The organism is Lysobacter sp. Root690 (genome assembly GCF_001427785.1).
GTDB lineage: Bacteria > Pseudomonadota > Gammaproteobacteria > Xanthomonadales > Xanthomonadaceae > Lysobacter.
In genome coordinates, this window is sequence record NZ_LMHM01000015.1 from 35,795 (window position 1) to 48,296 (window position 12,502).

The 12,502-nt window shown below is 67.1% G+C and carries 10 protein-coding genes; 6 read left to right on the forward strand and 4 right to left on the reverse strand.

Annotation, left to right across the window (positions count from 1 at the left end; genetic code table 11):
- The first annotated feature begins 118 nt into the window (after window positions 1–118).
- The 3 genes from ASD86_RS17290 (at window position 119) to ASD86_RS17300 (ending at window position 2,792) form a co-directional block, all read left to right on the forward strand.
- Window positions 119–691 carry a superoxide dismutase family protein gene (locus ASD86_RS17290; RefSeq protein ID WP_056113362.1) on the forward strand — a complete coding sequence of 191 codons (573 nt, stop codon included), beginning with the start codon at window positions 119–121 and terminating at the stop codon, window positions 689–691.
- Between the two features lie 315 nt (window positions 692–1,006).
- Window positions 1,007–1,489, forward strand: a complete 483-nt coding sequence (locus ASD86_RS17295) for a GNAT family N-acetyltransferase (protein WP_056113364.1) — start codon at window positions 1,007–1,009, stop codon at window positions 1,487–1,489.
- A gap of 46 nt (window positions 1,490–1,535) precedes the next feature.
- Window positions 1,536–2,792, forward strand: a complete 1,257-nt coding sequence (locus tag ASD86_RS17300; RefSeq protein ID WP_157476783.1) for a hypothetical protein — start codon at window positions 1,536–1,538, stop codon at window positions 2,790–2,792.
- Window positions 2,793–2,911: 119 nt separating this feature from the next.
- Here the strand turns inward: ASD86_RS17300 and ASD86_RS17305 are convergent, their stop codons facing one another.
- A complete protein-coding gene (locus tag ASD86_RS17305) occupies window positions 2,912–3,829 on the reverse strand; it encodes a hypothetical protein (protein ID WP_056113371.1) in 918 nt (305 codons plus the stop codon).
- Between the two features lie 114 nt (window positions 3,830–3,943).
- Here ASD86_RS17305 and ASD86_RS17310 point away from each other — a divergent pair, with 114 nt between their 5' ends.
- Entirely contained in the window at window positions 3,944–5,221 is a 1,278-nt protein-coding gene (locus tag ASD86_RS17310) for an acetyl-CoA C-acetyltransferase (protein WP_056113374.1), read from the forward strand.
- Between the two features lie 237 nt (window positions 5,222–5,458).
- Here the strand turns inward: ASD86_RS17310 and ASD86_RS17315 are convergent, their stop codons facing one another.
- Window positions 5,459–6,916, reverse strand: a complete 1,458-nt coding sequence (locus ASD86_RS17315) for a sulfatase-like hydrolase/transferase (RefSeq protein WP_056113377.1) — start codon at window positions 6,914–6,916, stop codon at window positions 5,459–5,461.
- Between the two features lie 140 nt (window positions 6,917–7,056).
- Here ASD86_RS17315 and ASD86_RS17320 point away from each other — a divergent pair, with 140 nt between their 5' ends.
- Window positions 7,057–7,794 (forward strand): hypothetical protein, encoded by a 738-nt coding sequence (locus tag ASD86_RS17320; RefSeq protein ID WP_056113380.1) that lies wholly within the window; start codon window positions 7,057–7,059, stop codon window positions 7,792–7,794.
- Between the two features lie 142 nt (window positions 7,795–7,936).
- Here ASD86_RS17320 and ASD86_RS17325 read toward each other — a convergent pair whose 3' ends face one another.
- The gene (locus ASD86_RS17325) at window positions 7,937–9,277 is read right to left on the reverse strand and encodes an XVIPCD domain-containing protein (protein WP_056113382.1); all 1,341 of its coding nucleotides are present in this window, start codon (window positions 9,275–9,277) and stop codon (window positions 7,937–7,939) included.
- Window positions 9,278–9,301: 24 nt separating this feature from the next.
- Window positions 9,302–10,045: a hypothetical protein gene (locus ASD86_RS17330; protein WP_056113385.1), complete on the reverse strand. Its 744-nt coding sequence runs from the start codon at window positions 10,043–10,045 to the stop codon at window positions 9,302–9,304.
- Between the two features lie 449 nt (window positions 10,046–10,494).
- On the opposite strand from ASD86_RS17330, the gene ASD86_RS17335 reads away from it, so the two are divergent.
- Complete coding sequence (locus tag ASD86_RS17335) at window positions 10,495–12,075, forward strand: CocE/NonD family hydrolase (protein WP_056113387.1); 1,581 nt, start codon at window positions 10,495–10,497, stop codon at window positions 12,073–12,075.
- Window positions 12,076–12,502: the final 427 nt, after the last annotated feature.

Sequence of the window (12,502 nt, forward strand, 5' to 3'; positions counted from 1 at the left end):
GCACGCCAGCCAGCTTCTCTCCGCCGCCGTTTCACCCGCGCTGAACCCGCGCGGGGCTAGCGTCGGGCCACCGTCCCATCCGGCGCCGCTCCAGGGCGCCGACGCACAGGAGTCCTGCATGAATCACCTGCTTCGCACGATCACGATCGCCTCATTCGTCGGCGCGTTGGCGGCCTGCGGTGGACAGACCACCAAGCCCACGCCGCCGCCCGCGCCGCCCAAACCGGTGTCGACCGCGCAATCGGCGACGGTGGTGCTGGCCTCGGCTTCCGGCAGCCTGGTCAGCGGCAAGTTGACCTTGCGCCCGATGGGCGACGGTGTGCATCTCACCGGCGAGGTCGGCGGCCTCACGCCCAACAGCGTGCATGCGATCCATATCCACGAGAAGGGCGATTGCAGCGCGGCCGACGCGAGCAGCGCCGGTGGGCATTTCAACCCGGCCGGGCAGCCGCACGGTCAGGTCGGTCACGGCGCGCATCACGCCGGCGACATGGACAATCTCAACTCCAACGCCGAAGGCGTGGCCAAGGTCGATGCGCACGCCAGCGGCGTGACGCTCGGCGGCGGCGCGGCTAACGATGTGGCCGGTCGCGCGGTGATCGTGCATGCCGTGCAGGACGACTACAAAAGCCAGCCCGCCGGCAATGCCGGTGCGCGCGTGGCCTGCGGCGTGATTAAGGTCGTGCAGTGAGCGTAAGTCTGCGCTGATCGAAGCCGATCGCCTCCCGCCGCGGCGGGAGGCGATGGCGATTTGGCGATTCGAACGATTCGAAGGCAGCGGAATCCTTTGCGGAAGGGCCTTCATGCCCGACGCTCTGCGTTCCGATCGAGGTTGAATTCGAGTTCTCGGCCGACGGCGAGTGGGACTTCGCCGATTGCTGCGCGGTGGTCTGAGCGCAAAGCCTCGGGCCTGAAGGCCCTCCCACAACAAACCTCGAAACATCAGGGCAACCCCTTGGCCGCGCATCGCCTTATCCTGAGCGCATCCCACGCAGCGACCCTCGCCATGACCCACTTGCGCATCCGCGACGCCGTTCCCGCCGACCGCGACCTGATCGCCGACTGGATGATCGCGATGGCCTGGGAAACCGAACACAAACGACTCGACCCCGACACCGTGCGCGCCGGCGTCGCCGGCGGCCTGGCCGACGCGGCCAGGGCGCGCTACTTCATCGCCATGCGCGAGGCCGAGGTCGCCGGCAACGAAACCATCGCGGTCCCGGCCGGCACCTTGATGTTCACCCACGAATGGAGCGACTGGCGCAACGGCGACTGGTGGTGGATCCAGAGTGTGTACGTCGCGCCGGAGCATCGCAGGCAGGGCGTCTACAACGCATTGCACCGCCATGTGTCGGACTTGGCGCGAGCGACGCCGGGCGTGGTCGGCTTGCGGTTGTATGTGGAGCGCGAGAATATCTCCGCGCAGCAGACTTATCGGTCGCTGGACATGGACGATAGCGGTTACCTGCTCTACCAATCCGAATTCTGACCCAGGAAACGACGCCATGGATGGAAGGCGCCCGGCAACGGCCGGCTTGCTCGTAGCATCGCTGATGCTGTCGTGCGCGTTGCCGCTGCGCGCGGGCCCGGCCGATTCGCCACCGGCCGCATCGGCGTCACCCCCGCCCGCCACTACACGCGAAGCGGCGGTGGCCGCCGCGATCGCGGAGCGTCAGGCGCTCAACGAGGCGCGAATCCGGCAGCTGCGACAGCAGGTCGAGCAGCGGGCGAATCCCACCCTCGAGCAGCGTCAGCAGCAGCTGGCCGAGTACCAGCGCACCGCGCCGGAGCGCGAAGCGCGTAAGCGGCTGCTCGATGCGCAGCCCAAGCTCGATGGCACCGAGCTGGAAGTACGCGAAGCGCTATTTGCCCAAGGCCGCGCGTTGATTCAACTGCAGCGTAAGCCAGAGGCGGTAGCGGCCTATCGCGACTACGTCGCCCAGCGTCGGCGCACGCCCAGTGGCCTGTGGATGAGCGAGTCGTTTTACCTCGGCGTGGAAAGCGCCTTGATCGAGAGCGTGCCCGAGCAAGAGCGCGCACGCCGTTGGGATTGGCTGGAAGAGCAGACGCTGCGCTGGGCGCGTGAGGCGCCGGACTCGCCGCTGCCGCGCCTGATGCACGGCGAAATACTGCTTGATCGGGCTTGGGAGATTCGCGGTTCGCGCTATGTCGCCAAGACTCCGCCGCGGGTATGGAAGCCGTTCTACGCCGCGCTCGATCGAACCTTGAAGTATCTCGACGACGAACGCGCGGTGGCGTCGGGCGCGCCGGAGTACTACCGCCTGACCTTGAACACGCTGCGCGGCAGCCAGAGCGGAGGTTCGCCGCTGGAGGTGCTAGACCAGGGCGAGCGCGCATTCCCGGGTTACTACCCGATGTACTTCGAGATTTACACCACGCTGCTGCCGAAATGGAGCGGCAGTGTGGCGCAAATCGAAGCCTTCGCCGCCGATGCGGTGCGCCGCACGCGCGCCAGCGAGGGCGAGAGCATGTATGCGCGGATTTACTGGTTCGCCGCTCAGGGGGCTTACAGCAAGACGCTGTTCTGGCGCACCCACGCGAGTTGGGAGCGGATGAGGCAAGGTTTCGAAGACATCGTGCAGCGTTATCCGGATCAATGGAATCTGCATAACTACGCGCGCTTCGCCTGCGACGCGCAGGATCGCGACACGCTGGCCACGCTGCTGCCGAGGTTGAAAGTGCAGGCGAATATGACGTTGCTCGAATCGGCCTGGGGCAGCCGCAAGCGTTTCGAGGAATGCAGCCAGATGGCCGGCAGCCTGCGTTCGTAAACCGCGGCGCGCGATACCTGCGCAAGCAATCACTTGCGTTGGCGGCGGCACCTGTCAGTCCAATTCCGTTGTCTCGGCTGGAACGAGCGCGGCCGCGGCGGTAACGCAATGGGCCGCGTTTACAGCTGCCCCGGCTCCGGCGCCCCATCGCAATGCACGAACGTCACCGGCACCGCATGCGCGCCCAGCACCGCGGCGATCTGCTTGAGTCGCGCTTCGAAATGCTGATAGCGACGATTGAGTTTCTCGCGGCATTCGTCGGTGTCGCACGGCGCCTCGGGCGCGTAGCGCTGGTGCCAGGCGCTCGGCGAGAACAGGGCGATGCGGGCTTCGCCTTCGCTGTAGTGGATCAGCGGTTCGGGCGGGGCGTCCAGCCATTCCTCGCCGTCGGGCTGCAACAGCGCGGTTTCCAGCAGTGGCCACAGCGGGCCGAGGCCGGCGTGGTCGTACTGCATGGCCATCATCGCGGCGAGGTCGTGGACGGTCAGGTAGCGCGCGTGTTCGACCTGCAGGCCGAAAGCCTCCTGCGCGGCCAGGGCGGTGTCGGCGCCGGCCATGCCGCGTTCGAGCAGGCTGGATTCGAGCAGTTCGCCGACCCGCGCGACCCGGTCCGGGTCGCCGCTGAGCACGAACGGCACCAGCCGCAGCGGGCCGCCGGCGTAATCGGGCGAAGGCGCCAGCGCGCCGGGCAGTTGCTGGTCGTGGGCGCCGAACGCGATCACCCGGCCGGCGTCGCCGGCACCGCGCTCGCGCGGGGCGTTGGCCGACAATTCGTCGAGTTCGCGGTGCAGCGGCCAGCCCGGGCGCAGCAGTTCGACCGGGTCGTAATGGGCGCCCACGGTGACCAGGTCCAGCGCCGCGGTCTCGGCGGCGAAGCCGGCCAGGTCGCGGGCGATCTTCTCCGACAGGGCGCCCGCGTCGTGGCGGGGCAGGGCGCTGCGGCTGACCGCGGCGTCGCCCTTGAGCTCCAGCGCGAGGGCGCCGAGGACGTGCAGGGGCGCGGACGGGCCGCTGGCGGTAGGGCTGGCTGAGCTCATGGTCACCGAAGATACGCTGGCGTTTGGTAGAGCGCGTGTGCGGCGCTACACTGGGCCCCATTATGCCCGGTCCGCCGCGACGGGCCCTGTGAGAACTCCTTGCGAGGTGTGCCGATGCGCCAAAACCGTCCCGTCGCCGTGCTCGGTGGCGTGCGTATTCCGTTCTGCCGCCAAAACACCGCGTATGCGGATGTCGGCAACCTGGGCATGTCGGTGCGCACCCTGGGCGCGTTGGTCGAGAAGTTCGGCCTGCACGGCCAGCAGCTCGGAGAAGTGGCGATGGGCGCGGTGATCAAGCACAGCAGCGACTGGAACCTCGGCCGCGAGGCCGCGCTGTCGTCGGGCCTGTCGCCGCTGACCCCGGGCATCACCCTGCAGCGCGCCTGCGGCACCTCGCTCGACTCGATCATCACCATCGCCAACAAGATCGCGGTCGGCCAGATCGAAGCGGGCATCGGCGGCGGTTCGGACACGACCTCCGACGTGCCGATCGTGTACGGCAAGAGCCTGCGCCGGCGTCTGCTGGAAGCCGCGCGCGGGCGCAGCACCAAGGACAAGATCGCCGCGTTCAAGGGCTTCCACCTGCGCGAGCTCAAGCCCGAGTTCCCCGGCGTGGCCGAGCCGCGCACCGGCAAGAGCATGGGCGAGCACTGCGAGGACATGGCCAAGCAGTGGAACATCTCGCGCGATTCGCAGGACGAATGGGCGCTGTCGTCGCACCTCAAGCTGGCCGCGGCCTACGAGCGAGGGTTCTTCGACGATCTGGTGGTGAGTTTCCGCGGCGTGTCGCGCGACAACAACCTGCGCGCCGACAGCACCCTGGAAAAGCTCGCGACCTTGAAGCCGGCGTTCGACAAGACCTCCGGGCGCGGCACCCTGACCGCGGCGAATTCCACTCCGCTGACCGATGGCGCCTCGGCCTGTCTGCTCGCTTCGGAGGAATGGGCGCAGGCGCATAACCACGAAGTGCTGTGCTACCTGCGCGACGCGCAGGTCGCGGCGGTCGACTTTGTCCACGGCGAGGGCCTGCTGATGGCGCCGACCATCGCGGTGCCGGAAATGCTCAAGCGCAACGGCCTGACCTTGCAGGATTTCGACATCTACGAAATCCACGAAGCCTTCGCCGCGCAGGTGCTGTGCACGCTGCGCGCGTGGGAGAGCGAGGACTACTGCAAGACCCGCCTCGGCCTGGACGCGCCGCTGGGCCGGATCGATCCGGCCAAGATCAACCCGAACGGTTCGTCGCTGGCGGCCGGTCATCCGTTCGCCGCGACTGGTGCACGCATCGTCGCCACCGCGGCTAAGGAATTGAAGCAGCGCGGTGGTGGGCGGTGTTTGATTTCGATCTGTACCGCGGGTGGTATGGGTGTGGTGGCGATTCTGGAGCGGTGAGCTCTCGCTGTCTCCTTCTCCCGCGCGGCGGGAGAAGGTGCCCGAAGGGCGGATGAGGGCGCGTAGTGCGTAATGGTTGCGTAGCCAGCGGCTGGCTTCGCACACCCTCACCCCAGCCGCACCCCGGCCCAAACGCATAGCGTTTGGGCGTTCGCGGGCGCGCGAGCCAATGGCTCGCAAGCGGCGCCCACTCACCCCGCAAGCGGGAGAGGGAGCAAATGTCGCAGTAACCCAGCCTCAAGCCGGCCCACCCCGACTCGTCCCCGCGATGTACTGCGGCGGCCACCCCACCGGCGTCGTCCCCTTCTCCTTCATCTGTATCGCCAACTCCGCTTCCAGCACCGCCTGCTGATCGGCGTAAGCGGGATTGCCGGCCAGATTGGTGTTCTGCTGCGGATCGGCGGACAGGTCGTACAGCTCCCAATCGCCGCCCTGGCTCTGCGCGCCCGCGGCCGGCGCATACACCGCATAGGTCCACTGCGCCGAACGGATCGCGCGGATCACGCTCGGGCCGTTGCCGCCGATGTCGTCGTAGGTGTAATGCACATAGTCCTGCACCGAGCCGCGGCTGCCTTCGAGCACCGGGCTCAGGTCGGTGCCGGCCAGGCCGGGGAATTGCGAACTTACGCCGAGCAGGCTGGCCAAGGTCGGCAGCAGATCGATCGAACTGACCAGCGCCTGCGTGCTTTGCGGCTGCGGCCACGCGATGGGATTGGAGAACAACAGCGGCACGTGGATGGCTTCGTCGTAGGCGTTGACGAACTTCTCGACCATGCCGTGCGACAGGCCCAGTTCGCCGTGGTCGGCGAAACGCACGATCAGGGTCTGGTCGATCTGTTCGGTACTCATCGCATCGAGGATCTGCTGGATCTGCGAATCCACATAGCCGACCAGGTACGCATAGAAGTCGACGAAGTCCTGTTCGGTGGCGTCGTCGTTGCCGCTCATCTGGGCGAAGGTGTAGCTCGACTGCGCGCGCGGCTTGGTCGAAAGATTTTCGTCGGCGTTGAGCGGGATCGGCGCGGCGGCGGCGCGATAGGTGGTCTGGTCGTAATAGCTCGCGGCCTGATTGAGATAGCCCAGATGCACGTCGTGCGGATTGACCAGCGACACCACCAGGCAATACGGCGAATCCGGCGGCGCGGCGAGGAAGCTCAGCGCATCGGCGAGGTAACGCTGATCGTTCTGGTTGGGCGCGCCGGGCGTGACCGGCCCCGTGTTCAAGGTGCCGCCACCGAGGAAAGTCGCGTTCAAGCTGATCCCGGCGTCGTTCGGATCCCAAGTTTCAAAACCCCACTGAGCGAGCTCATCGTCCTGCGTGCCCGGTTCGTTGTTGCCGAGCAGATGCCACTTGCCGATCCAGTAGCAACCATAGCCCGCGGCCTTGAGCACGCTGGCGAGATTGGGAAACTGCGAGGGCGGCGGCAGCGGCGCGCCGCCGGTGTGGGTGCAGCCGGTGACCGCCGGGTACTGGCTGGTCAGAAACGTCGCGCGGCTCGGCGAGCACATGCACGCGCCGGTGAACGCGGCCTGGAAATCGATGCCGTTGGCGGCGAGCTGCCGCATCGCCGGCATGGCCGCGGCGAGGGTGGGTTGGTAGGACGCCGGCCATTGCAGCAGGCTGCGTTCCTGGTCGGTGATGATCAGCAGCAGGTTGGGTCGGTTGCCGTTCGAGAACAGATCGCTCAGGGCCATGTCGGTCGCTCCGTGGGATGCAAGCTCAAACGCGGGTAACGACGCCGGCAGGACGGCCGTGACCACCGCGCGTCGGCCGGGCGCATACAGGCGCCGTGTGCTCGGGCAATATGTGCGCACCGTCACGACAAGGAGCTGTCATGCGCCGTTCCACACCCACCGTCCTCGCCCTGCTGGTCGCCGCGTTGTTGCCGTTGTCGTCCGTGGCGATGAGGTTGACCGCGCAATCGTTCGTCTGCCCGATCGACGGCCAGACCTTCTCGACGCGGCTGATGAGTTCGGGCACCTCGTTCGGCTCGTATTTCGATACCCAGCGCTTCGGCGCGATCGCCTCGCCGGCGCCGCTGCCGGTGTGTCCGGGCAACGGCTTCATCGTGGTCGACGAGAAGCGCAGCTACAGCGACGCCGAACTGGTCAAGCTGCGCGCGTTCGTGGCGTCGGACGAGTACCGCGGTTGGGTCGCGAACGACACGCCGTATTACCGATTGGCCAAGCAGATGGTCTGGTCGGGCGAATCGCCCGAGCGCATCGCCGGTGTGTTGCTGCAGGCGACCTGGGAGGCTGGCAGTCAACGTTATCCGCGCTACGCCGCCGAAGCGCTGGAGGCGATGCAGCAACGCGCCGCGGGCGAAGCCGGCAGCGATCGCGTCTATCACACGCGCATGCTGATCGGCGAATTGCAGCGTCGCCTCGGGCGCTTCGATCAAGCCCAGGCGACCTTCGAGGCGCTGCGCCGCGACCCTGCGTTTCCGGGCAAGCAGGAAGCGGACACCGCCGTCTACATGCGCAAGGTGCTCGACGCGCAGTTGCAGTTGGTACGTGCGCGCAGCGTGGCGCATGCGCGGTTGGACGAGGACGGCACGATCGTCGATTTCTGATCGGTAGTCGGTTGACGCGCAATCGCGCCGCGAGTGAATGCGGCGCGATGCGCGAACCCGAACCGGTTGTTGCTTGATCGCCCGACGCACGCGGCGATCGAGACTCGCGCCGACGCCATAGCGCCGGCACGAATCACAGCGCTCAGGCCATGCTGCGCGCCGGATTGCGTTGCTGTTCGGCCTGCTGCTCTTGCTGCAGCGCCGCCTGCTGCTGAGTCGGCTGCGACTGATTCATCGCCAGCGCCTGGAACGACTGCTCGACCTTGGTCTCCATCGCCTCGCGGGTGTTGACATGCGCGCGTTGAGCGGCCGGGTCGGAGGGATCGCCGCGCACCACGAATACGTTCTCGCCGGCGCCGAGCCCATCGGTGCCGCGGCTGAGCACGACCGCATCGACCCGATCGAAACGGTTGTCGCCGGCGAGCTGGGTCAGGCGCGCGGTCAGGCGTTCGCTGCCATCGTCGTAACTGCGGCCGTGCGCCGCATCCAGGCGCTGCACGCCCTCGCGGCACTGGCAATACAGCGAGTGCTGCGGATGGTCTTCGCGGCGCGGGTCGAACGGTGCCGCGCTGGCCAATTGCACGGCCGTTTCGCGCCCAGGCGCCGTGAGGCCTGGTTGTGTGTTGTCGGCGAGCGTCCACGGGCTGGTGGCGATCGGCCGGCCGCGATTGGGGTCGGCCTCATGGAAGTCGTCGCGCAAATCCTGTCGATGCAGGCGCACCGCGCGCGCGTCGTTGAGTTGGGCGAGTTGCGCGGGATCGCGCACTTCACGGATGTAGGGCATCCCGCCCGCGCCGCCGCCGCTGATCGACGTCCAACTGCGGTCGCGCTGATCGTAATGAAACGTGAGCGGTGGCCCACCGATGGTGTTCGGATCGGTCGTGGGGTGACTGCCCGCGGCCGCGCCCATCCGGGTCAGGCCCAGCCGCGCGGTGTATCCCGCGGCTTCCATCGGCGGCAGGTTGCGAGCGATGTCGGCGAGCGTGCTGCCGCCGCGCTCAAGGCCGAGGCCGCCGTTGTTGAGCATGTGCGACCACACTTGCTCGACCTCGCCTTCGCCATGAGTGCGACGGGCGCCTTCCAGCAATACTCTCGGGGTCCAGGCGTTGGGATCGATGCGCGCGTGAGTGAATGCCTGATCGTGCGCGCGCTGTACGTCCTGGGCGGGCAGGTTCAGCGCCCGCTCGGGCCGGCCGTCGGCGAAGTGTTGCTGACGCAGGGAGAGGTCCCTGCGGATCAGGTCGACGCCGAAATTTTCCCAGTCGCGTTCGCTCAGATTGCGGCCATCGCTGCGCGCCCGGTTGTCCGCATACAGATTGGCGACCTGACCGGGGGCGTTGTCGTTGCGCACCACGCCCAGCGCCAGCAGGCCGTAGCCGTCGTTGCCGGTGTGCTGGGCCAGATAATTCCAGTACAACTCGCGATTGCCCGCGCGCGCGTAGTGGCTCAGGATTTCCATGTCCTGCTGGTTCATGCCGCTCATGATGTCCTCCTTGAAATCGTCGCCTTAGCGCGCGTCGTTGATGTGGTACTGGTCGAAAAGGTCGCGGATGCGACGTTCGATTTTCTGCCAGTCTTGCATGAACACGCGCAGATAGCTGACGTTGATGCGCGCGTCGTAGCGGGCGATGGTGAAATCGTGCGAACACATCGACAGCTTGGGCGTACCGAGCAGGCGTAACGTGGCGCCCTGTAGTTCGGCGCCGTCGGGCATTTCGCGCGACGTGCATTTGATGACCGTGGTCAGCGTGCCGTTCGCGTCGCGGGCCACGAACCAGTCGTTGTTGAACAGCGAGTCGCGATCGCCGGCGCGGCCGATCTTGTCGCCGTAGGTCTTGAGGTTGTACGCATCGACCTTGGCGAAATCGGTGTAGTAAGGCGTCAGGCCGAACACCGGTTCGCCACGAAGGCGCAGGTCGGGATTGAGCGTGGGGTCTTCGCGGCGCTTTTGCTCGGAGTCCACATTGGAGATCAACGCTCGGTCCAGACTGGTCTGCAGCGGCACGCGGTCGATGTAGTTCGGAGTGATGTCGATATTGCGGGCGAAACGCTGTTCGCCGCCTTCGAAGTAGCGCTCGCCCGGCGCCAGCGGCTGCAGGTCGGGCCACTGCACGATCAGCCGCATGTTGCCCTGGAAATCCGGGCCGAGCTGGGTGTCGAAATAATTCGCGGGAATCTCGAAGCGGTGCGGGCCGAGCTTGGCTTGCACCGGTTTGTCGGTATAGGGCGAGGCGACGGCGGCGTCCGTCATGGCATGAGGCTCCTGGGCTGGGCTGGAGGGCAGCGCCGACGATGTGCAGGCCGCCAGCGCGAGGCTGGCGGCGAGGACGAAGCTGCGGCAAGTCCGGGCCGAGGTCGTCATGGGCATCCTCCATTGATGCGGTGCGGATGTACGGGTGGGGTGCGCACAGCGGGCCAGTCTAGGTGCGGCTGCTGGAGGGGTAAAGGAAGGCGGCGATTCGCCGATCGTCGAGGCCACGGGTCGTGGTTAGTTGCCCCAGGTCGCGGCACCCATCGGCGATGCCGGCCAGGCGAGTACCCACCCGAACCCCGATCCGTGATCGCAGTCGCGGCGGTTCACCAAGCTGCTCCGGTGGCACGGTTGTTGTGTCTCCATTCGCGATGGTACGGTCGATCGGCAACAAACCATACGCAAACGTATCTTAATGTGCTGAACAGTCTCTGGGAGGGGACAGCCTCATGCGCAAGCTCGGGTCGTGGTTCGCGTCGTGTCTGGTCCTGGCCGTGTTCGCCGCTCCGGCGATGGCGGGTGGTTTCAACGGCAGCTATCAACGCATTCCCGGTTGGGACGGCGCGGAGATGGGCGCCTTCGTGATGGTGCCCAAGGACCAGGGCCCGGGACCGTTTCCGCTGCTGGTGATGCCGGCCAGCTGGGGCGCGCCGAACCTGGAGTACGTCGGCCGCGGCGCGGTGCTCGCCGGCCAGGGCTATGTGGTGGTCAGCTACACCTCGCGCGGGTTCTACGATTCGGCCGGGCAGATCGACATCGCCGGGCCGGGCACGGTCGAGGACGTCAGCGCGGTGATCGATTGGGCCTTGGCGCATACCCCATCCAACCCGGCCAAGATCGGCGCCAGCGGCATTTCCTACGGCGCCGGCATCAGCCTGCTCGCGGCCGAGCGCGATCCGCGGATCAAGGCGGTCGCGGCGCTGAGCGGCTGGGCCGACCTGGAGGCGTCGCTGTACGCCAACCGCACCGTCAGCCAGCAAGGCGCGGCGCTGCTGGTGCTGGCCGGTTCGCTGACCGGACGGCCCGGGCCGGAACTGGCCGGCGCCACCGCGCGCATCGCGCTCGGCGATTTCGACGGCGCGGTCAAGGGCCTGTTGCCGGTGGTGCCGCAGCGCAGCCCGATCACCGACGCGGCCGCGTTGAACCGCAACGGCACCGCGGTGTTCCTCGCCAACGCCTTCAACGACAGCCTGTTCCCGCCGGGCCAGTACATCGACTTCTACACCGGCCTGAGCGGACCCAAGCAACTGCTGTTCGCCCACGGCGATCACGCCACGGTCGAGGTCGCCGGCGCGTTCGGCCTGCCGAACGAGGTCTACACCGGCGCGGTGCGCTGGTTCGATCATCACCTCAAGGGCATCGACAACGGCGTGGAGCGCGAACCGGCGGTGCGGCTGAAATCGCAGGACGGCGACTGGCGCGGCTATGCCGACTGGAACGCGGTGCAGACCGGTTCGACCGTGCTCGCGCTGAGCCGGCCGAGCGGGCTGATCGCGCCGACCGGCGAATTGCGCAGCACGCCGAGCACCGGTTGGAACCATTCGATCCTGACCGGTCTGCCGACCGTCGCCGATTCCGGCATCGCCTTCGTCAGCGGTTTCCTGCAATCGGTGCAGGTCGCGCCGCAGGCGTCGATTCCGCTGGTCCTGCGAGCCGGCGCGGGCGTGTGGCAGACGCCGATGAACTGGTTGCCGCAGCAGCTCAGCGGCATGCCGAAGCTGCACGTCACGGTGACTCCGAGCCAGTCCGAAGTGAGCCTGTTCGCCTATTTGTACAGCGTCGACCTGCTCGGCAACGGCACCTTGCTCAGCCACAAGCCGTACTCGCTGCGCGGCGCGCGTCCGGGTGTGGCGCAGGCCATCGACCTGCGCCTGGAGGCGACCAGCTGGGACATCCCGGCCGGCAGCAGGCTGGTGCTGGTGGTCGATACGCAGGACCCGCGCTACACCAGCGCGAGCACGATCGGCGGCAGCGTGAGTTTCAGTTCGCCGGCGTCGGATCCTTCGACGTTGACGGTGGCGTTGCGCTGAATTTCGCGATGGTGTGGCAAACGAGACGGCGCTTCGATGCGCCGTTTTCGTTTTGGTGGCGTGAGATGGGGGCGGTGCTTCGATGGGTGTCAGGCACACGGTGCCGTGGAGACGTGGGTCCAGGATTTCGAGCGGAGATGTCGCCATGTCATGGCGATGGCGTCGTGATCGTAGTCCCGCGGTCGCGGCTTGCGCGGCTCCTACAGGGTGGTCACGCAGCTTTTGCTTGAGCTTGAAGCCGCGCAGTTCATCCAGCGCCGCGAAGCATCGAACTCGCGCTAGCAACAGCACACCCGAAGGGCGGCGCACATGGATGTGCGCCGCGCGCCACCGGGACAGGATGTCCCGTNNNCTGCACCGATCGTGCGGGCCCTTGATTCACAAAAAAGCATTTTTCTTTGGTTACCTTTCTTTTGTTGCTTTAGAC